Below are 19,714 nucleotides of genomic sequence, written 5' to 3'. Positions count from 1 at the left end.
AGGGTGACGAAGATGGCGAAAATCATTTTATTAGATGACTTATTATCCAATAAAATCGCGGCTGGAGAAGTGGTCGAGCGCCCGGCTTCTGTTGTAAAAGAACTAGTAGAAAACTCAATTGATGCCAATAGCACAGTGATTGAAATCGATGTCGAGGAAGCAGGACTTGAAAGTATTCGAATCGTTGATAACGGTAGTGGTGTTGAGCCGGAAGATGTACTCACCGCTTTTGCCCGGCACGCCACGAGTAAAATTAAAGACGAAAATGATCTGTTCCGTATTCGCACCCTCGGCTTTCGGGGAGAGGCTTTACCGAGTATTGCTTCGGTTTCAGAGCTCGAAATGACGACGAGCACCGGAGAGGGAGCAGGTTCAAAAATCATCCTTTCAGGTGGCGTAGTGCAGGAACATATTCAAGCGAACAGTCGTCAAGGAACAGATATTAAAGTATCGGGCTTATTTTTTAACACGCCCGCTCGGCTAAAGTATATGAAAACAATTCATACTGAGCTTGGAAATATTACTGATGTTGTCAATCGACTAGCGCTAGCCCATCCGGAGGTATCTATTCGTTTGCGCCATAATGGCCGCGAGCTATTGCACACAACGGGAAGTGGCGATGTTAGACAAGTGTTAGCCGCCATTTATGGAGTCAATATCGCGAAGAAAATGGTTCCGTTAAAAGCTTCTTCACTAGATTTTGAAATCCACGGCTGGCTAGCTCTTCCGGAAGTGACAAGAGCTTCGAGAAACTATATGTCACTGATGGTGAATGGTCGTTTCATTAAAAACTATGGATTAGTGCGAGCGGTGTTAGAGGGGTATCATACCCTTCTTCCGATTGGCCGTTATCCGATTGCCCTCGTTAATATTAACATGGACCCGCTGTTAGTTGACGTCAATGTACATCCGTCTAAATTAGAGGTTCGCTTCAGTAAGGAGCAGCAGTTAATCGAGTTAATTACTTCGGCTGTCCAACAAGCCTTTAAAAAGGAAACATTAATTCCTAGTGCCGCTCCGATCCAAAAAAAGGTGCGAGTTGAATCCGAACAGCAAACGTTGACACTCGATCATCTGGACCCATCTCCAACACCGCAAATAGAAAAAACGAAACCTAGCTTTTCGTTTGTGGAAGAGAGAAAGCAACTAGAAAATGAGCCGGTGGATTCGTTCAATCAAGAACAAACAGAGAGTGTAGCCGCGCTTGTGATAGAGGAAGAACCTAGCTTTTTGATTCCTGATCATGGGCATGAAATAGAAGAAGCGGTAGTAGAAAGTAAGCACATTGACAGTCGTATTCCGCCGCTTTATCCGATCGGTCAAATGCATGGCACGTACATTTTCGCTCAAAACGAAAAGGGACTATATATGATCGACCAGCACGCCGCTCAAGAAAGGCTTAAATACGAGTATTTCAAAGAAAAAGTGGGACAAGTCGAAAAAGAGCTGCAAGACATGCTGGTGCCACTGACATTAGAATATTCAGCGGATGATTGTATCAAAATTTCACAGTATACAGAGCAGTTAGAAGAAGTCGGTATTTTCCTAGAGCCGTTCGGGGATCGAGCGTTCATTGTCCGCTCTCATCCGCAATGGTTTCCAAAAGGAGAAGAGCAAACGATCATCGAAGAAATGATCGAGCAGCTATTAGCGATGAAACAAGTCGATATTAAAAAGTTGCGGGAAGAAGCGGCGATTATGATGAGTTGCAAAGCATCGATCAAAGCGAATCATCACTTAAGACAAGATGAAATTCAACAGCTGCTTGATGACTTAAGGAAAAGCTCCGATCCGTTTACATGTCCACATGGTCGCCCAATTCTTGTTCATTACTCTACTTATGAGTTGGAAAAAATGTTTAAGCGGATTATGTGATTTCAATGTATAAAGAACCCTTGATATATAAGGGTTCTTAGTGCTTTGTTGGAGGATTTGACCACAATAATATCACTTTTTCACTTTCTCCGATCTGTAGCATAATTGTCGCGTCAGTATGTCTAAGATCATGAAATTTTATTTTTATATTTCTTTCACTACTTTAACCAGTTTTAAACTTTGTGTGCTACATTGACTTTAGGGGAAATAAGAAAATAGAACTATTGCAGATGGCACGCCGTATGCGGTGAAAGCCGCCCGTATGGTGTAGGCTCGTTATAAAACTGAGAGATAGAGAAGGTATAAGGCGAGAATAGCGGTAAAGTTGCACCAATTTTAAGTAGTTCATTGGATGGTTCTACCCTTTATATTGATTTTGACGAAAATGAGGAATGGAGAACGTCTATAGAAAGTATTGAATTCGCTATTGGGGTTGATTCAGGTATAATACCTCCGGAGTTCTATAACCTAGATGTTCCAGGTCGCATCATTATTAATGGTGCACCTCCATTTGAGATAAAATTCATTATTAAAGCAACTGACTATCAAGACAGAATAGTTATGGTAAATGAGGGGATTGAACCACCACCACTACCGTAACTTGACGAATTATAAGACCTCACCTATGGGTGGGGTTTTTCTTTCGTATTCGGAGCATACTGTGATATAAGCAAACACTGCTGGAGAGTAGGCGTTATTTTTTATGTTTAAGAAAGTTTGAGAGTTTTTTGAGAGTTTTTCATGTTAAATTGACTTCAGGGGAAATAAGAAAATAGAACTATTGCAGATGGCACGCTGTATGCGGTGAAAGCCGCCTGTATGGTGTAGGCTCGTTATAAACCGAGATAGAGAGAAGGATAAGACGAGAATAGCGTACCTAGAATTACTCTAAGTCCATCATTAAGAGAATCTAATGCTAATGATGGAAGTTTAGAATCTGGAATTTTATATGTTGATGTAGTAAACGGAACATTTGTACAAAATATTGGGAAGTATAATGGTACAGTTATAGATGGTTTGCCAAATGGATTTACTTATAATGTTGTACGTGAAAGTGATACACGTCTAAGATATGAGATAACTGGAAAAGCGAATGCCCATACATCTATTAATACTGTAACTAATATTGGAGTGAGAGTTGATAGGGATAGAATTAGCGGATCCAATCAATACAACTTTGGTACCAATCATATTACTATTATATTCAACGACTAAGACAATGCCAATTTTTTAAACTTATGTGGTACTTTGAACCTCACTATTTAAGTGGGGTTTTTTCTTACACATCAAGACAGTCATCCATCACAGTAAGAATCAAAGGGTTCTCCTCCCAGGCGTCGAATGATAAATGAGGGGGAGGAGATTCTACGATGAACAGAAACGTGATGAAAATCATTTTAACAGCTGTTGCGTTAGGAATGGGTGTAAGCACATTTGTTTTAAGTGTGTTAGGGGAAATAACTGTGAATAGTGCAATAAGTTTACTATCAATTGGTGTTATATGTTTAGCAATATTAAAGTTTCAAGAAAAGTAAATGATTTTTACATAGGCGTCCTTTAGGGCGTTCTTTTTATCTAGTTTTCTCATAATTAACACCACACTTTACTCCATTAATAGTAAATACATATGTTAAAATATAGAATGACAGGTTATTAATGAAGGATGTTACATATACAACAAGCAAAAAGGAGAAATCATGATCATTCGAAAACTATGGTTCATTGGCAGTATGCTCGTACTAGTAGTCCCAATCGGCTTATGCATCTATTACTATCAGCAAATAAAAGCAACCGCTGCTGAAAAACCTCCAGCCAATGTGGGGCATGTTATCGTACTAGGGGCGAAAGTCAATGGAACGGAAATGTCATTAAGTCTGCAATATCGGGTGAGTAAGGCATTAGATTATTTAAAAGAAAATCCAGAAGCGAAAGTGATTGTATCTGGCGGGCAAGGCTCTGGAGAAGATATAACAGAAGCGGAAGCGATGAAACGGTTTTTTATCGAAAATGGAATATCGAAGGACCACATATTAGTGGAAGACGAATCAACATCGACCTATGAAAATATCATTTTTTCCAAACAGAAATTTAACATAAAAGAAGCTGTCATCGTCACAAGTGATTTCCATCTATATCGAGCTAAAAAACTAGCAGAAAAACAAGGGATAAAAACATATCCGCTGGCCGCTCCAACACCGGAAATCACGAAAGTGCAAGCATACATAAGGGAATTTGCCGCGATCACTAAAATGTTTTTGACAGGAAAATAACAGCTAAAACGCAGTGGGAGACTAGCCCCACTGCGTTTTAGCTGTTAAATTGTTGATTCGCTAGTTTGCGATAAAGTGGGTGTTGCTCATGTAGTGTATCGTGTGTGCCTGTTCCGGTGATTTGCCCGCTTTCGATAACGACAATTTGATCGGCATTGACGATTGTCGATAGGCGGTGAGCGATGACGAGTGTTGTTCGTCCGCTCATTAATTGATCCAACGCTTTTTGCACAAGTCGTTCAGAGGCGCTATCTAGGTTGGAGGTTGCTTCATCAAGAAGCAAAATTTTCGGATTTCTCATAAAGGCGCGAGCGATGGCAATTCTTTGTCGTTGACCACCTGACAGCTTCATCCCGCGCTCGCCTACTTCCGTATCGTATTTGTCGGGTAAGCGTTCAATGAATTCATCGGCGTTAGCAAGCTGCGCCGCTCGTTTGACATCTTCCAACGACACTTTATTTTCCATCCCATAGCAAATATTTTCAAAAATCGTTCCTGACATAATCGGGCTTTCTTGTGATACATAGCCGATTTGAGTTCGCCAATCTGCTAGTTGAAACTCATCAATTGGGACATCTCCTAGTAGAATCTGTCCGTCATTTGGATGATAAAACTGTTCTAGCAAAGCAAATAACGTCGTTTTCCCACTGCCGCTCGGTCCAACGAAAGCCGTTGTTTTCCCAGCAGGTATATGAAGATTAAACCGCTTTAATACTGGCTTATCTCCACTATAACTAAATGACAAATCTTTCAGCACGAGATCCGTTGAAGCCTCTTTTACCGGACGGCCTGCATCTTCTGTTTCCATCGGTAAAGATAAAATTTCTTGGATTCGCTCTGTTGCACCCATCGCTTTTTGAAACGAGGTAAAGAAAGAAGCCATTTGACTAAATGGGATGACGATTTGAAACATGTAAATGATGATGGCGACAAGTGACCCAGCCGATAACTCACCAGATGCCACACGAACGCCACCGTAGCCAATTAAGACAACGAGAACAAGCATCATAATGACCGTCATGAAAGGGGAAATGATCGCTTGAATTCGCGCTTCTTTTAAGCCGAATTGAAATAAACCTTGGATGCGATTCGAGCCTTTTCTTTTTTCAATCGGCTCAGCGTTATAAGCTTTCACTAGACGAATGTCGGAAAGCACTCGCCCAAGATCTCCTGAAAATCCAGCCATTTCTTCTTGTGTGTTTTTGGAAATGCGATACATTTTTTGCCCTAATGGGACAATCATTAAGATGGCAAGTGGAACGGCAAGCAACATGATCACCGTCATTTTCCAATCGATGAATAATAGGATGACAACGGCTCCAATCACTGAGATAATCCCTGTAACAAAAGAGACGAGATGTTGTGTAATTAACGTTTTGACAATGTTTGTATCTTGTGTAATCCGGCTCATTGTCTCGCCCGATTCATGCTGATCAAAGTAATCGACAGGAAGAGTGAGCACTTGATTCCATAAGCGCTCTCGAATTGAGGAAACGACGTATTCACCGATATAACTCATCAAATAAAAAGAAAATCCACCTGAAACAGTTTGCAATAAGAAGCTACCAGCTAAAAAAACGATCACAGATGGCGGCAGTTGGTTTTGGGCGAGCCCATCTACTAAATTGCGGGTAAACAACGGAACAACTAATCCAGCAGCGGTTTCGAGGATGCTTAAAGTAAGCGCGACAACAATCAGCCATTTCGGAATGTTGCTCTGTGTGAATAATTGAAAAAAGGTTTTCCATTGTTTCGCACCATTATTCTTCTGCATGATTTTCTGTCTCCTTTTCCATGTAGTAAGTCATCACTTGTTCTAACCATTTCTCTTCTTCAGGTGAAAACGGGTTAGGAAACAGCCAAGGATCTAACGGGATATCTTCCACTGGTAATGTTTCTAGTGATGAAAGGCTTTCCCCTGTTAACTCTGTTGCCATTGCAAGTAATTCATGAACGAGCTTCTCTACTTGAGGGCTCATAAAATCAGAAAACATGACTCCTTTAAATCGAGAAAAAAGATCCATCATTTTTTTCTCATATTCCTCTTGATCCTCTTTCACTCTGTCATAAAGCTGTTCAACAAATTCTTCGGGCCAATAAGACTTCATCCATTCTTTATGCTCTTCTTCCATTTGCACGCTGTTAATAATGGAAGTGAAGACTTGTGGATCTAGTTTGTGGTTATGATCAATTTGTTCGATTGCTAAATTCAACAATCGAATGGAGTCATCTAGCTGCTCTCGTTTTTTCTTCATCATATTTCGTTGAAAGACAAGGGAATCTTTCATATCCCAATTTTCATTGCGAAGATATTTGGCTGTTTCATCAAGGGAAAATCCTAAAAACTTTAAAGAAATAATTTTTTGGAGCGTAGCAAAGTCTTCCTCTTTATACGAGCGATGACCAGCTGCGGTTCGCTCCGCTTTTAGTAGACCGATTTCATCATAGTATTGTAATGTTCGAGCGGATGTACCTGTCAGTTTACCAAATTCTCCGATTGTATATTTTTTCATCATTTCTCTCCTCTTAAAAGTAATTATTCTTATCATAAGACATCACGTAACGTGAAGGGCAAGAAGAAAGTAAAAAAATAGGCTATCAAAAAGTATTCTGTACGAATGTGTCTCGTTCGCTTACAATGGTGAGTAAACAATTGGAAAAGTAGTGAGGGTACATATGATACAAGTAAAGGAACAACATCGCTTTTGGATATTAGTTAGCATCGTGGCGATTTCTGGATTTAGTCAAGGAATGTTACTTCCGGTTATTTCTATTATTTTCGAGCAAGAAGGAGTGTCTTCTTCTTTAAACGGCTTGCATGCGTCGGCTCTTTATATTGGAATTTTATTCGTTTCACCTTTTATGGAAAAGCCGTTAAGGCAATATGGATATAAGCCTGTCATTATTAGTGGCGGGTTGCTCGTGATCATTTCTTTATTATGCTTTCCATTATGGAAGTCTTATTGGTTTTGGTTTTTGCTAAGATTGTTGATTGGGATAGGTGATCACACGCTTCATTTCGGTACACAAACGTGGATTACCTCGTTTTCGCCAGAGCATCGCCGTGGCCGTAATATTTCATTGTACGGTTTATTTTTCGGGGGTGGCTTTGCGCTAGGTCCGCTAATGACGAGCTTTATCAAGTTTAATGAAGCTTTGCCTTTTATCGTGTCGAGTGTACTTTGCTTATGTTGTTGGGGCTTTTTATTTTTGTTGAAAAATGATTTCCCGGAACAATCCATTCAAACGAATTCATTTATGGAGACGTTGAAACGTTTTCGAGAAGCTTCTCGTTACGGCTGGATCGCCTTTTTGCCGACTTTCGGGTATGGATTTCTTGAATCTTCATTAAATGGTATATTTCCGATATATGGTGTTCGTAATGATTTATCGATTCAGCAAATATCTGTTTTGCTAATGACCTTTGCTCTTGGAGGAATTATCTTTCAATTTCCGCTTGGGATGATGAGTGATAAATATGGGAGAAAGCGAGTGTTAGGAGCGATCTTAACAGTGGGATGTGGTTTGTTTTTCGTATCTAGTTTGATTATGGACCATTATTATGTTCTTCTTTTCATGTTGTTCGTTACAGGTATGGTCGTTGGCTCTACCTTTAGTACTGGGATTAGCTTTATGACGGATTTAATGCCGAAGCACTTGCTGCCAACGGGGAACTTATTATGCGGCATGAGTTTTAGTATCGGCAGTTTAACAGGTCCGTATGCAGGAGGACTAATGCTGCAAATGTTTGAGGAAATCAACTTTTTTATGATGATTAGCGTCATGTTTTTCTTTTTAGCAGCCTTATTTATGGTGTACAATTTTCAGCATACAGAAAAGAAAGTAACGAGTACTATAAAATGAAGGAGAATGTAAATTGAATTTTCATGGTCAAAAAATCTTGCCTGCTGTGCGAACGATGAAGGATTTTGATAAGATGCTAGATACTCCATTCGAGTATGGGGTGTTCCTTGACCTTCATGTCGGTATGGTCAAAAGTGTATTTGAATATGCCCAAAAACAAGGGAAAAAGATGTTTCTTCACTTAGATTTAATTCATGGATTAACGACAGATGAGCATGCTGTTGAATTTATTGCGCAATATGTGAAACCATATGGAATTATTTCGACGAAAGGAAATGCACTGATTAAAGCGAAGCAAAAAGGCTTGTATGCGACACAGAGAGCTTTTATTATTGACTCTAGCGCGTTGAATCGTAGCATTAAATTGATAGAAAAAGCAGATCCAGACTATATTGAAGTCTTGCCGGGGGTTGTACCGAAAGTTATTAAAACGTTGCATGAGCAAACAGGAAAACCGATCTTTGCCGGTGGGTTAATTGAGAAGCAAGAAGAAGTAGAAATGGCGCTCGAAGCAGGAGCGTGTGCGATCACGACCTCTAATCGAGAGCTGTGGAAGCTTTATTATTAAGCATATACTAAGCCTGTCCCTTTACTTGCGGGACAGGCTTAGTTAGTTATTCAAATAATGAGTAGTCTGGTAGTTTAATACCTCTAGCGGTTAAATTTTTCTCGATATCTTCAACGATTTGCTTTGCGACAGCTACTCTTGCATATTTTTTATCGTTACCAGGGATGATATGCCATGGTGCTGATTCGACATTTGTTTTTTCAAACATATCTTCAGCCGCTTTTTCATACTCCTCCCACTTTTCACGATTGCGCCAATCTTCATCGGTGATCTTCCAGCGCTTCAGCGGGTTTTGTTGTCTTTCAGCAAAGCGGTTCGCTTGTTCTTCCTTACTAATATGGATCCAAAATTTTGATACAATGTAACGGTCGTTTGTCAGTTCTTGTTCAAAATGATTGATCTCTTCGTAAGCACGTTTCCATTCTGTTTTTGTCGCAAAGCCTTCAATTCTTTCTACTAGTACTCTTCCATACCACGAGCGGTCGAAAATCGCAATTTGCCCATATTGAGGAAGTTTTCTCCAAAAGCGTTGTAAATAGTGGTAGCGCAGTTCATGTGGAGCAGGTGCAGCAATAGGGTGTACTTGAAGACCACGAGGGTCTAGCTTTTCAGTAGCACGTTTAATCGCTCCTCCTTTACCAGCCGCGTCCCATCCTTCCATTACAAGGATTAAGCCAATCTTTTCTTTAAAAAGTAGCTGTTGTAAGCTTAATAAACGCTGTTGATACAGTTTCAACTGCTCTTTGTACTCTTTCTTATTTTCTATCTTTTTTGTTAAATCTACTGAAGTGAAATATGTACTCATCTATCTTCGCTCCTTCTTTAATCATAGGAATATTATAACATTATACAGAGAGAAGTTCAAAAAAGCTCTTTTTTGTTAGAAAAACGTTGACAACGCTTTCAGTACGATTTAATATATAGCCAAGTTAATAATTTGTGAAAGAGAACATTGAGAATCACAACTGGATCCCGCGATAGGGGCGAGTTGTGTTTTTTTGTTCTCTTTTTTCATTTCATTTAGAAGGGAATGTATTGCCATGACTCCGTTTATGGGAGAATTACTCGGAACGGCTCTATTAATTATTTTAGGAGCTGGAGTGAATGCAAGTGTTAGTTTAAAAAAATCATATGCCCATGGATCGGGTTGGATTGTAATCGCTTGGGGATGGGGACTTGCTGTAGCGATGGCTGTTTATGCCGTCGGCCAGTTCAGCGGAGCTCATTTGAATCCAGCTGTTACGATCGGTCTCGCGTTTACAGGCGATTTTGCTTGGAGTGATGTCCCTTCGTATATTTTAGCGCAAATGATTGGAGCGATCATTGGATCAACGGTCGTTTATTTACATTTCTTGCCTCACTGGAAAGCGACAGATGACCCGGGAGTGAAGCTTGGTGTTTTTGCGACTGGTCCAGCGATCAAGCATTCATTTTCAAATTTAATGAGCGAAATCATCGGAACGTTTATTTTAGTCGTTGGTATTTTATCGATTGGAGCAAATGAGTTTACGGATGGCTTGAATCCATTTATTGTAGGGTTATTAATTGTAGCAATTGGTTTGTCTCTCGGTGGAACAACAGGTTATGCAATTAACCCAGCACGAGATCTTGGTCCGCGAATTGCTCATTTTTTATTACCGATTCCAGGGAAAGGTCAGTCAAACTGGGGATATTCATGGATTCCTGTGTTAGGACCTGTTTTAGGAGGTTCGTTAGGAGGGCTTTTCTATAAAGGTGCTTTTCAAGGGGATTTTGGTCTCGCTTTTTGGGGTGTATGCGCGCTGATCACCATTATTTTATTAGCGGCTTTGCTGTTAGATAAGGAAAAACAGGTAGGAACAAGCCGACTCGATGTGAGTAAATAAACATAAATGGAGGTTTCATAATGGAAAAATATATTTTGTCTTTAGATCAAGGAACAACGAGTTCAAGAGCAATTCTTTTTAATAAACAAGGAGAAATTGTTCATGCCGCTCAAAAAGAGTTCACACAGCATTTTCCGCATCCAGGCTGGGTGGAACATAATGCCAACGAAATTTGGGGAACGATTCTTGCTTGTATGGCGACAGTGCTTTCTGAAAATGGGGTTAGCCCTGAACAAATCGCTGGAATCGGCATTACGAATCAGCGCGAAACAACACTTGTTTGGGAGAAAGAGACGGGTCGCCCAATTTACAATGCGATCGTGTGGCAATCTCGCCAAACGGCAGAAATTTGCGAAGAATTAAAAGCTCAAGGACATGACTCTTTATTCCGTGAGAAAACGGGGTTGTTGATCGACGCTTACTTCTCCGGTACGAAAGTCAAATGGATTTTAGACAATGTAGAAGGGGCACGAGAGCAAGCTGAAAGAGGAGAACTCCTTTTTGGTACGATCGATACGTGGCTGATTTGGAAATTGTCTGGAGGGAAGGCACACGTCACGGATTATTCCAATGCGTCTCGAACATTAATGTACAATATTCATAGTTTACAATGGGATGATGAAATTCTCGACATTTTAAACATTCCAAAAGCGATGCTCCCAGAAGTGAAGCCTTCTTCTGAAGTATATAGCTTAACGGCTCCACATCATTTCTTTGGTCATGAAGTTCCGATTGCAGGAGCCGCTGGAGACCAGCAAGCGGCATTGTTTGGGCAAGCTTGTTATGAAGAAGGAATGGCGAAAAATACGTATGGAACAGGCTGCTTCATGTTAATGAATACAGGTGAAAAAGCAGTGGCTTCGCAAAATGGCTTGTTAACGACTATTGCGTGGGGCATTGATGGTAAAGTAGAGTATGCACTAGAAGGAAGTATTTTCGTCGCAGGCTCGGCGATTCAATGGCTTCGAGATGGGATGAGAATGATTAAGCAATCTCCTGATAGTGAAGAGTATGCGAAAAGGGTCGAGTCAACGGAAGGAGTCTATGTCGTCCCTGCCTTTGTTGGACTCGGAACGCCTTATTGGGATAGTGAAGTACGTGGTTCCGTGTTCGGGTTGACGAGAGGAACGACGAAAGAACATTTTATTCGTGCCACGCTTGAGTCATTAGCGTACCAAACGAAAGATGTGCTTGATGCGATGGAAATGGATTCGGGCATTTCCTTAAAAGCGCTTCGTGTCGATGGTGGCGCGGTGAAAAATGATTTCTTAATGAAATTCCAAAGCGATATTTTGCAAGTACCGGTGGATCGTCCAATTATTAATGAAACGACAGCGCTTGGTGCAGCCTATTTAGCCGGACTAGCTGTCGGCTTCTGGAAGGATCGCAGTGAAATTTCTGCCCAATGGAAGATCGAGAAAAAATTCCAACCGGATATGGAGTTAAGCCAACGAGATCGACTTTATCATGGCTGGCAAAAAGCGATTGAAGCAACTTTAGCTTTTAAAATATAAATAAGTATAGTATAATAGAGACAAGTTAATAAACTGTCTAGAGAATGAGAGAGACCTGTCTTCATAGCACCTGTTTTGCTATGTTTCGATAGGTCTCTTTTTGTGTTTTTATCGTCAAATAATGGAGGGAAATCATCATGAATTTTTCAAATTTACAAAGAAAAGAAATATTAAATCATTTACAATCAACAACCTATGATTTAGTGGTGATCGGTGGAGGGATTACAGGTTCCGGGATCGCTTTAGATGCAGCGACACGCGGCATGAAAGTAGCGGTAGTGGAAATGCAAGATTTTGCAGCTGGGACATCTAGTCGCTCAACGAAGCTCGTGCATGGTGGTCTTCGTTATTTAAAACAGTTTGAAGTGAAAATGGTGGCTGAAGTTGGAAAAGAGAGAGCCGTTGTGTACGAAAATGGACCTCATGTGACGACGCCAGAATGGATGCTTCTCCCGCTACATAAAGGTGGAACGTTCGGCAAATTTTCAACGGGTATTGGCTTAAGAGTGTATGACTTTTTAGCAGGAGTGAAGAAATCAGAAAGAAGAACGATGTTATCAGCTAATGAAACATTAAATAAAGAGCCGTTAGTGAAGAAGGATGGGCTAGTTGGTGGCGGCTATTATGTAGAATATCGAACAGATGATGCTCGACTGACAATTGAAGTGATGAAAAAAGCGGTAGCGGAAGGCGCGCTTGCCATCAACTATATGAAAGCAGAAGACTTCCTTTATGATCAGAAGAAAATCATTGGGGCTCAAGCGAAAGATTTATTGACAGGCGAAATGATCGATATTCATGCGAAGAAAGTTGTCAATGCCGCAGGGCCATGGGTAGATGCAGTACGGAAGAAAGACTACTCGGTTAATAATAAAAATTTACGATTAACAAAAGGTGTGCATATTGTCATTGATCAGTCGAAGTTTCCACTTCGTCAAGCGGTCTACTTCGATACGCCAGATGGTCGAATGATTTTTGCGATCCCTCGTGACGGTAAAGCGTATGTAGGGACAACGGACACGTTCTTTGATAAAGATACAGCCAATCCTAAAATGTTAGCTGAGGATAGAGACTATATTTTAAAGGCGATCCGTTACATGTTCCCTGAAGTGAAAGTAGAAGCAAGCGATGTGGAATCAAGCTGGGCAGGTGTTCGTCCGCTTATTTATGAAGAAGGAAAGGACCCTTCTGAAATCTCCCGTAAAGATGAAATTTGGGAAGGAGATAGCGGACTGATTACGATTGCTGGTGGGAAGCTGACAGGATATCGTAAAATGGCAGAAATGGTCGTGGATCTAGTTTCTCAACGATTATCAGCGGAAGAAGGCAAATCTTTTAAAGCTGTTCAAACGCTCCATATGCCGATTTCAGGAGGAGACGTGGGCGGTTCTAGCAATTTTGAATTTTTCATTCATAAAAAAGAAAATGAAGCGGTTTCTTTTGGTTTAACGAAAGAACAAGGAAGAAAGCTGACTCAAATGTATGGCTCCAACGTAGATGAATTGTTTAAGGTTGCCGCTACTAACGAGCAGCAAGCTTTACCGACAGATATTTATGCTCAAATTGTTTATGCGATCCAGCATGAGATGGTCGCGAAACCAGTGGACTTTTTCATTCGTCGTACGGGTGCCGTGTTTTTCAATATTGAATGGGCGAAAACATACAAAAAGGACATTATTCAACTAATGGCTGAACGGCTTGGTTGGGATGAACAAACAGCGACTCGTTATGAAGCGGAGTTAGATCAAGAAATTAAAGATGCCGAGACACCTGTAGAAGTACAACCATAATGACGTAAATAAAAAGAACGGTCTAATGAGTGAGTGACACTTTATTTTTGGATCGTTCTTTTTTATGTTTAGAAGTGAAAAAAGTGGTGAGAATGGATTATTATCCTCAACAAGTACTCAAACATATGATACGATAAGAAAAAAGCATAAAAGGCAGTGAAGAGATTGCAACATCGAGAAAAATTGATCGTGCTGATCGGTCCGACGGCCGTTGGTAAGACCGCTCTCAGCATTGAGTTAGCCCACCGCTTTAATGGAGAGATTATTAGTGGGGACTCCATGCAAATCTATCGTGGAATGGATATTGGCACGGCTAAGATTAAAGAAGCTGAAATGGAAGGGATTCCTCACCATTTGTTAAATATTAAAGATCCAGACGAATCTTTTTCAACGGCTGAGTTCCAAACGATTGTGCGAGAGAAAATCACAGATATTTCATCAACAGGAAAGTTGTCAATGATCGTTGGAGGAACGGGCCTTTATATACAATCGGTTATTTATGACTACCATTTTTCTGATAGAGGAAAGGACGATCAGTTTCGCTTAGAGTTGGAAAAGGAAGTGGACAGTCGCGGTAAACAAGCGCTGTATGAGGAGTTAGTGTCAGTCGATCCGGAGGCTGCTAATCATATTCATCCTAATAATGTTCGACGGGTGATTCGCGCGCTTGAAATTTATCGCACAACCGGAAAGAAGATGTCGGAGTATCAGGCAGAACAGCAGCCAGATCTTTTATATGATACCGTTATTATTGGCTTAACGATGGATCGCGCGCTTTTATACGAGCGCATTAACGATAGAATTGATCAAATGATGGATGAAGGATTGCTTGAAGAAGTCAAAGGCTTGTGGGATAAAGGGGTTAGAGAAGGACAAGCGGTTCAAGCGATCGGTTATAAAGAGCTATTTAGCTATTTTCGCAACGAAGTAACGTTAGAAGAAGCAGTAGAGCAGTTGAAACAAAATTCAAGACGATATGCTAAACGTCAATTAACTTGGTTTCGCAATAAAATGAACGTTCATTGGTTCGATCTGTCGGAAGAGGAAAGTAGATCGAAAAAAATTAACGAAATTTCGGATTTCATAGCAGGAAAGCTGCATTTGAAATAGAATTATACTAAAGTATAGATAGAAAGAGGAGGATTAAACATGAAACAAGGCATCAATATCCAAGATCAAATATTAAACCAATTAAGAAAAGACGCTACAATGGTTACTGTATTTTTGTTAAATGGATTTCAATTGCGTGGTTATATAAAGGGCTTTGACAATTTTACGGTATTATTTGAATCAGATGGTAAGCAACAATTAGTGTATAAGCATGCGATTTCTACTTTTGCTCCTCAAAGAAACGTACAAATTTCTTTAGATGATCAAGAATAAACAAATAGAGGCGTGTACATTTACTATGTACACGTTTTTTATTTGGTCAAAATCATGTAAAATAGATAGACAACTATGGTAAGGAGCAGATTACATTGGATTTGTTTAAAGTAGTATCAGTTATTAATGAATTTTTATGGGGATGGGTATTAATCATCTCTCTACTCGGAACGGGCGTCTATTATACGTTCAAATTGAAGTTTGTTCAGTTGACGCAAATTTCCCGTGCATTCAAAGTCGTGTTTAAAAAAAATGGGAAGAAGGAAAAAGGGCTTTCCTCTTTTCAAGCTTTATCAACTGCAGTAGCCGGACAAGTAGGAACAGGGAATCTTGCCGGTGTAGCAACTGCGATTGCAGCCGGTGGACCGGGAGCGATCTTTTGGATGTGGGTGAGTTCCTTTTTAGGAATGGCGACGATTTTTGCTGAAGCCGTGCTTGCCCAAAAATATCGTGAAGAACGAAATGGAGAATACCTCGGTGGTCCGGCCTATTATTTAGATAAGGGAGTCGGCAGTAAAAAGCTTGCGATCTTATTTGCTATTTTTATCATATTGGCATTAGGTTTTATTGGGAATATGGTGCAATCAAATTCTATCGCGGCGGGTTTTAAAGACTTGTTACCGATTCCGTCTATTTATATTGGGATTATTGTAGCTTTGTTTGTCGGTTTCGTCTTGTTTGGTGGAATTAAAAGAATAGCTTCTTTTGCAGAGAAAACAGTGCCTATTATGGCTATCCTATACATCATCGGAAGTATCATTCTACTCTTTCAATTTAAACATGAAATCATCCCAGTGTTTGAAATGATCTTTAAATCAGCCTTTCAATTAGAAGCAGCAGGCGGCGGAGTGCTTGGAGCGACAATTAAGGAAGCGATCCGTTACGGTGTAGCACGAGGTCTGTTTTCTAATGAGGCTGGGATGGGCTCCACTCCTCATGCTCATGCGACAGCGAATGTTCGTCATCCAGCGGAGCAAGGTTTAGTAGCCATTTTAGGGGTACTGATTGACACAATTATTATTTGTACAGTCACTGCATTAGTGATTTTGGTTTCTGGTGCCTATCAAACAGGTGAAACAGGGGTTGCTTTAACGCAACAAAGCTTTATCGCTAGCTTTGGTACGGCTGGACAAATATTTATTGCGATTTGTTTATTATTTTTCGCCTTTACAACGATTCTTGGCTGGGCTTATTTCGGAGAGCTAAATATCAAATACTTGTGGAAAGATAAAGGTGTAGTACCTTATCGGGTCATCGTGTTATTATTTATCGTGATTGGATCAGCCATTCATCAAGTGGACTTAGTTTGGGAACTGGCCGACTTTTTCAATGGTCTGATGATTATTCCGAACTTAATTGCCTTATGGTATTTACGCAAAACCGTTCACCAGTCCTTATTAGAATATAGAAAGTTATATTAATGAAAAGGCAGCTTCGGCTGTCTTTTATGTATGGTTTGCATTTTCCATGAATAGAATGGGGAGAGGGAAATTATTTCTCGGGAAAGCGCAAATTAAGACGTATTTCGACGAATTACGTCAAAGTGTATGGGGTGGTCAAGATGAAGCAGCCAATACGAATGAAAGAGAGTGGGCAAATTAAGGTTGTGCTGCATACAAAAAACGATCGTATCGAACAACAACCAACTCGCCAAGAGAAACCGTTTGAATGGTCGAATTCTAATGAACATGCCGTCTTAAAAAGTATTGAAAATGAATTAGATGCCTTAATAGGGCTTGATGAGTTGAAGAAGATGATTAGAGAAATATATGCCTGGATTTATATTAATAGAAAAAGGGAAGCTAGTGGCTTAAAATCTGGAAGTCAAGTGCTTCATATGATGTTTAAAGGCAACCCAGGAACAGGAAAAACAACGGTTGCTCGCATTATTGGCCGCTTGTTTTTCGAAATGAAAGTGCTATCTAAAGGTCATTTGATTGAAGCGGAACGAGCGGATTTAGTAGGAGAATATATCGGACATACCGCACAAAAAACAAGAGATTTAATTAAAAAAGCAATGGGAGGCATTTTGTTTATCGATGAGGCTTATTCGTTAGGAAGAGGTGGAGAGAAGGATTTTGGGAAAGAAGCGATTGATACGCTTGTCAAGCATATGGAGGATAAGCAAAATGATTTTATTCTAATTTTAGCTGGTTATCCAAAAGAAATGGATCATTTTTTCACCTTAAATCCAGGATTAGAATCTCGTTTCCCATTTGTTTTTCAATTTCCTGATTATGAGCCGGATCAATTGATGGAAATTGCCGAAAAAATTACAGCGGAAAAACAATATCAACTAAGTCCTGAAGCCAAAATCAAAATGCGGGAGCACTTTATGTTTATTAAAGAAAAAAATCCATCTTCTTTTTCAAACGGAAGGTACGTCCGAAATTTAATAGAAAAAGCGATGCGTTCACATGCCGTACGATTACTTAAAGAAAGCAATTATCATTACCAGGACCTAATGTTAATTCGTTCTTGTGATATTAGTTATTGATTGGTTGAATGAGCTAAAAAGGTCTGGCTTCATCAGTTCTATCGGTACAGTCAGACCTTTTATAGCCCATTATGACCTATTCCAAAAGAAAAAATAAATAAATAGTAGCATAAAAAGATAGTTTTAATTACTTATTATTTTTTATTTTCTGATAAATCATTTGTCAGTAATATGACGATTATGGTAATATACAGTTAAAGGATGGTCTTTATGACAAAAAAAACTTTGAAACAAAGAATTGTTGATACTTCTCTCGTCATGTTTGAGAAACATGGGTATCACGGAGTAACAGTGGATCAAATTGTGGAAGAATGTGGAACATCGAAAGGGGGATTTTATCACAATTTCAAGTCTAAAGACGAATTGTTGTACCACATCCATGATGTTTTTATTTCTTATGTGTTAGATCGAGCGAAAGAAGCATATGATAATTACAATACGCCTGTTTCTAGGTTATGTGCAATCATTATGTCTTTCACGAAAGTATTTGATCTTTATAAGCCACATATCACTGTTTTCTATCAAGAAAGTACGTATTTAAAAGGGGATTTTGAGCAACAGATTAACGAAAAACGAGATGCGTACCGAAAAGTGATTTTGCAAGTCATCCGAGAAGGGCAAGAAAGCGGCGATTTTCGTACAGAAGTGTCTGCAGAAATATCGACGATGGCGATCATTGGTATGGTAAATTGGACATACAAATGGTTTAAGAAAGACGGAAAATTAACAATGGAACAAATTGGGGAGATTTTTAACGATTTACTGATTCATGCTTTAATGACAGAACAAGGGATGAATGATCCAAATATTACAAAATACTTACTTAAAAGTCAGCCGGTGAATTGAAGCTGGCTATTAATTCGACAAAAAGAGACCGACTAGTCTGTACAATTTTTCATTATTTAAAACAAAGGGGGAGCAATAATGAACTTTGAATTAACGAAAGAACAACAAATGTTAAAAGAAATGGTGAAGGATTTTGCTGAAAAGGAAATTAAGCCTCATGCTCAACATTTGGATGAAACATCAGAATTTCGCTATGAAACATTTCAAAAAATGGCTGAGCTTGGATTGCTAGGTATTCCATTTCCTGAAGAATACGGCGGAGCAGGTGGAGATACCGTATCATACGCGATTGCTGTCGAAGAAATTGGTAAAGCTTGTGGCGGAACGGGCTTAAGTTACGCAGCAGCCATTAGCCTTGGAGCAAGCCCGATCTATTACTTTGGAACGGAAGAACAAAAGCAGGAATGGCTCGTACCGATGGCGAAAGGAGAAACATTAGGTTCTTTCGGGTTAACGGAGCCTAACGCTGGTTCAGATGCTGGTGGAACTAGAACGAAAGCGGTTCTAGACGGTGGTGAATACGTCATTAATGGCGAAAAGTGTTGGATTACGAACGCTGGTTACGCTCGTCAAATTATTGTAACAGCTGTTACAGGTAAGAGAGAAGATGGGAAAAACATCGTATCTGCTGTCATTGTCCCAACAGACACACCAGGGGTTACGATCTCTTGTAATTATGACAAAATGGGTGTTCGTGGATCCAATACTTGTGAAATTGTTTTGGAAAATGTCCGTGTGCCAAAGGAAAACTTGTTAGGTGATAGCAAAAAGGGATTCAGTCAATTTTTGTTTACGCTAGATGGCGGTCGTATTTCCATTGCAGCTCTTGCGGTAGGTATTGCTCAAGCAGCTTTTGAGAAAGCACTGCAATATTCAAAAGAAAGAGTGCAGTTTGGCCAATCAATCTCTAAATTTCAAGCAATTCAATTTAAGCTTGCTGATATGGCTACTGAAATTGAGTTGGCTCGTACGCTTGTACATAAGGCGGCTTGGTTGAAAGACCAAGGGAAACCGTTCGGTAAGGAAGCAGCGATGGCTAAGCTATTTGCCTCAGAAACTAGCTTCCGTGCAAGTAACCAAGCGATTCAAATTCATGGCGGATATGGCTACATGCGTGAATATGACGTTGAGAGGTATTTACGTGACGCTAAGTTGCTTGAAATCGGAGAAGGCACTTCGGAAATTCAACGATTAGTCATCGCTCGGCACCTAGGTTGCTAATTGAAAAGAGGGGGAAGGATG

General features: G+C 40.0%; 18 protein-coding genes. 15 read left to right on the top strand and 3 right to left on the bottom strand.

Features of this window, described 5'->3' with window-relative positions; genetic code table 11:
- Positions 1-12: 12 nt before the first annotated feature.
- The 4 genes from mutL to CEF22_RS11575 all read left to right on the top strand — a co-directional run bounded on the left by mutL (position 13) and on the right by CEF22_RS11575 (position 4,145).
- Positions 13-1,875 carry a DNA mismatch repair endonuclease MutL gene (mutL, locus tag CEF22_RS11585; protein ID WP_100403001.1) on the top strand — a complete coding sequence of 621 codons (1,863 nt, stop codon included), beginning with the start codon at positions 13-15 and terminating at the stop codon, positions 1,873-1,875.
- A 348-nt stretch (positions 1,876-2,223) separates the two neighbouring features.
- The gene (locus CEF22_RS19135) at positions 2,224-2,475 is read left to right on the top strand and encodes a hemoblobin-interacting domain-containing protein (RefSeq protein ID WP_100403000.1); all 252 of its coding nucleotides are present in this window, start codon (positions 2,224-2,226) and stop codon (positions 2,473-2,475) included.
- Between the two features lie 770 nt (positions 2,476-3,245).
- Positions 3,246-3,410, top strand: coding sequence for a hypothetical protein (locus CEF22_RS18535; RefSeq protein ID WP_157843229.1), 165 nt, complete (start codon positions 3,246-3,248; stop codon positions 3,408-3,410).
- 162 nt (positions 3,411-3,572) lie between these two features.
- Entirely contained in the window at positions 3,573-4,145 is a 573-nt protein-coding gene (locus CEF22_RS11575) for a YdcF family protein (RefSeq protein ID WP_232726111.1), read from the top strand.
- A 37-nt stretch (positions 4,146-4,182) separates the two neighbouring features.
- Here CEF22_RS11575 and CEF22_RS11570 read toward each other — a convergent pair whose 3' ends face one another.
- Positions 4,183-5,919: an ABC transporter ATP-binding protein gene (locus tag CEF22_RS11570; protein ID WP_100402999.1), complete on the bottom strand. Its 1,737-nt coding sequence runs from the start codon at positions 5,917-5,919 to the stop codon at positions 4,183-4,185.
- Positions 5,906-6,661, bottom strand: coding sequence for a MerR family transcriptional regulator (locus CEF22_RS11565; protein ID WP_157843228.1), 756 nt, complete (start codon positions 6,659-6,661; stop codon positions 5,906-5,908). The genes CEF22_RS11570 and CEF22_RS11565 overlap by 14 nt, the downstream gene beginning before the upstream one ends.
- 160 nt (positions 6,662-6,821) lie before the next feature.
- Between CEF22_RS11565 and CEF22_RS11560 the strand changes: the two genes are divergently transcribed.
- Together CEF22_RS11560 and CEF22_RS11555 are read left to right on the top strand one after the other, a co-directional pair.
- Positions 6,822-8,009: an MFS transporter gene (locus CEF22_RS11560; protein WP_100402997.1), complete on the top strand. Its 1,188-nt coding sequence runs from the start codon at positions 6,822-6,824 to the stop codon at positions 8,007-8,009.
- A 13-nt stretch (positions 8,010-8,022) separates the two neighbouring features.
- Positions 8,023-8,577 carry a glycerol-3-phosphate responsive antiterminator gene (locus CEF22_RS11555; RefSeq protein WP_095478682.1) on the top strand — a complete coding sequence of 185 codons (555 nt, stop codon included), beginning with the start codon at positions 8,023-8,025 and terminating at the stop codon, positions 8,575-8,577.
- Positions 8,578-8,623: 46 nt separating this feature from the next.
- Here CEF22_RS11555 and CEF22_RS11550 read toward each other — a convergent pair whose 3' ends face one another.
- A complete protein-coding gene (locus CEF22_RS11550; protein WP_100402996.1) occupies positions 8,624-9,382 on the bottom strand; it encodes a polyphosphate kinase 2 family protein in 759 nt (252 codons plus the stop codon).
- 235 nt (positions 9,383-9,617) lie between these two features.
- Between CEF22_RS11550 and CEF22_RS11545 the strand changes: the two genes are divergently transcribed.
- From CEF22_RS11545 to CEF22_RS11505, 9 genes are all read left to right on the top strand, one after another.
- Positions 9,618-10,442, top strand: coding sequence for an MIP/aquaporin family protein (locus tag CEF22_RS11545; RefSeq protein WP_100402995.1), 825 nt, complete (start codon positions 9,618-9,620; stop codon positions 10,440-10,442).
- A gap of 20 nt (positions 10,443-10,462) precedes the next feature.
- Positions 10,463-11,956: a glycerol kinase GlpK gene (glpK, locus tag CEF22_RS11540; protein WP_100402994.1), complete on the top strand. Its 1,494-nt coding sequence runs from the start codon at positions 10,463-10,465 to the stop codon at positions 11,954-11,956.
- 137 nt (positions 11,957-12,093) lie between these two features.
- Positions 12,094-13,746: a glycerol-3-phosphate dehydrogenase/oxidase gene (locus CEF22_RS11535; RefSeq protein WP_100402993.1), complete on the top strand. Its 1,653-nt coding sequence runs from the start codon at positions 12,094-12,096 to the stop codon at positions 13,744-13,746.
- Positions 13,747-13,911: 165 nt separating this feature from the next.
- Positions 13,912-14,856, top strand: a complete 945-nt coding sequence (gene miaA, locus CEF22_RS11530) for a tRNA (adenosine(37)-N6)-dimethylallyltransferase MiaA (protein ID WP_100402992.1) — start codon at positions 13,912-13,914, stop codon at positions 14,854-14,856.
- 39 nt (positions 14,857-14,895) lie between these two features.
- The gene (gene hfq, locus CEF22_RS11525) at positions 14,896-15,129 is read left to right on the top strand and encodes an RNA chaperone Hfq (protein ID WP_094835547.1); all 234 of its coding nucleotides are present in this window, start codon (positions 14,896-14,898) and stop codon (positions 15,127-15,129) included.
- Positions 15,130-15,224: 95 nt separating this feature from the next.
- On the top strand, positions 15,225-16,550 hold the full coding sequence (locus CEF22_RS11520) for an alanine/glycine:cation symporter family protein (protein WP_100402991.1): 1,326 nt from the start codon (positions 15,225-15,227) through the stop codon (positions 16,548-16,550).
- A gap of 140 nt (positions 16,551-16,690) precedes the next feature.
- The gene (spoVK, locus tag CEF22_RS11515; RefSeq protein WP_100402990.1) at positions 16,691-17,626 is read left to right on the top strand and encodes a stage V sporulation protein K; all 936 of its coding nucleotides are present in this window, start codon (positions 16,691-16,693) and stop codon (positions 17,624-17,626) included.
- A 210-nt stretch (positions 17,627-17,836) separates the two neighbouring features.
- On the top strand, positions 17,837-18,472 hold the full coding sequence (locus tag CEF22_RS11510) for a TetR/AcrR family transcriptional regulator (RefSeq protein ID WP_100402989.1): 636 nt from the start codon (positions 17,837-17,839) through the stop codon (positions 18,470-18,472).
- Between the two features lie 78 nt (positions 18,473-18,550).
- The gene (locus CEF22_RS11505) at positions 18,551-19,693 is read left to right on the top strand and encodes an acyl-CoA dehydrogenase (RefSeq protein WP_100402988.1); all 1,143 of its coding nucleotides are present in this window, start codon (positions 18,551-18,553) and stop codon (positions 19,691-19,693) included.
- Positions 19,694-19,714: the final 21 nt, after the last annotated feature.

Origin of the sequence: Bacillus sp. FJAT-42315, assembly GCF_002797375.1 — a bacterium.
Lineage (GTDB): Bacteria > Bacillota > Bacilli > Bacillales > Domibacillaceae > Bacillus_CE.
The sequence above is the reverse complement of the archived record's forward strand: the minus strand, read 5'-3'. Positions and strand labels throughout refer to the sequence as shown.

What these genes read in the sequence shown, in the direction of transcription:
- mutL (WP_100403001.1), top strand. Translation starts at nt 13, where the DNA reads ATGGCGAAAATCATTTTATTAGATGACTTATTATCCAATAAAATCGCG.
- CEF22_RS18535 (WP_157843229.1), top strand. Translation starts at nt 3,246, where the DNA reads ATGAACAGAAACGTGATGAAAATCATTTTAACAGCTGTTGCGTTAGGA.
- CEF22_RS11575 (WP_232726111.1), top strand. Translation starts at nt 3,573, where the DNA reads ATGATCATTCGAAAACTATGGTTCATTGGCAGTATGCTCGTACTAGTA.
- CEF22_RS11570 (WP_100402999.1), bottom strand. Translation starts at nt 5,919, where the DNA reads ATGCAGAAGAATAATGGTGCGAAACAATGGAAAACCTTTTTTCAATTA.
- CEF22_RS11565 (WP_157843228.1), bottom strand. Translation starts at nt 6,661, where the DNA reads ATGATGAAAAAATATACAATCGGAGAATTTGGTAAACTGACAGGTACA.
- CEF22_RS11560 (WP_100402997.1), top strand. Translation starts at nt 6,822, where the DNA reads ATGATACAAGTAAAGGAACAACATCGCTTTTGGATATTAGTTAGCATC.
- CEF22_RS11550 (WP_100402996.1), bottom strand. Translation starts at nt 9,382, where the DNA reads ATGAGTACATATTTCACTTCAGTAGATTTAACAAAAAAGATAGAAAAT.
- CEF22_RS11545 (WP_100402995.1), top strand. Translation starts at nt 9,618, where the DNA reads ATGACTCCGTTTATGGGAGAATTACTCGGAACGGCTCTATTAATTATT.
- glpK (WP_100402994.1), top strand. Translation starts at nt 10,463, where the DNA reads ATGGAAAAATATATTTTGTCTTTAGATCAAGGAACAACGAGTTCAAGA.
- CEF22_RS11535 (WP_100402993.1), top strand. Translation starts at nt 12,094, where the DNA reads ATGAATTTTTCAAATTTACAAAGAAAAGAAATATTAAATCATTTACAA.
- hfq (WP_094835547.1), top strand. Translation starts at nt 14,896, where the DNA reads ATGAAACAAGGCATCAATATCCAAGATCAAATATTAAACCAATTAAGA.
- spoVK (WP_100402990.1), top strand. Translation starts at nt 16,691, where the DNA reads ATGAAGCAGCCAATACGAATGAAAGAGAGTGGGCAAATTAAGGTTGTG.
- CEF22_RS11510 (WP_100402989.1), top strand. Translation starts at nt 17,837, where the DNA reads ATGACAAAAAAAACTTTGAAACAAAGAATTGTTGATACTTCTCTCGTC.
- CEF22_RS11505 (WP_100402988.1), top strand. Translation starts at nt 18,551, where the DNA reads ATGAACTTTGAATTAACGAAAGAACAACAAATGTTAAAAGAAATGGTG.